Here is a 506-nt window from a genome sequence, read left to right as displayed (position 1 = left end):
GAAACAATGAATTCGAAACAGCCTTCACGCATCTCGTATAACACTTCACCGGCAAGACTTTCACTAATATCAATACTTTCCTGCCTGCCTGGTATTTGCAAATACTCTAATTTAGGTTCTGGAAGTTGAATTCGTGGACGGCTTGTAGCAACCAGCCCTAGATCGTTAAAACTATGCAACCCGTTTATTAGCATCCCATACACTTCTACCACCCCCTTGTTTTTCTTGTTTGAAGCTTGAAAAGCTCACTGTCCATCCTGTGCGCGATACCACCCACTAGTTCGCCAGTGTCGAGCACAATACTCTGGTTGGAAAACTGTGGGAAATACGCGTCCATAATCGTTAGAATCTGGTTCATAACATTAAGCATTTGCGTGTTCGCTCCCGCGCTCATATTCTGCAAAGTATCAAGCCCCATAATCACTTCCGGGCCTTTCTCTCCGCCGCCAAGCATACGCCCGTTTTTCTCACCGAAAATAGTCGCCCCGTTTAACAGCATTGGCTTG

2 pseudogenes are annotated in these 506 nt (G+C 45.8%); both read right to left on the bottom strand.

From position 1 onward, the window contains the following. Positions 1-194 (bottom strand): annotated as a pseudogene (locus tag ACTJLE_RS06560) (hypothetical protein); the annotation flags it as partial. A gap of 11 nt (positions 195-205) precedes the next feature. Next, positions 206-506 (bottom strand): annotated as a pseudogene (locus ACTJLE_RS06555) (hypothetical protein); the annotation flags it as partial.

The sequence above is a fragment of the Gardnerella sp. CCPDSM genome, assembly GCF_056754715.1.
This window is presented reverse-complemented; position numbering and strand designations above follow the sequence as displayed.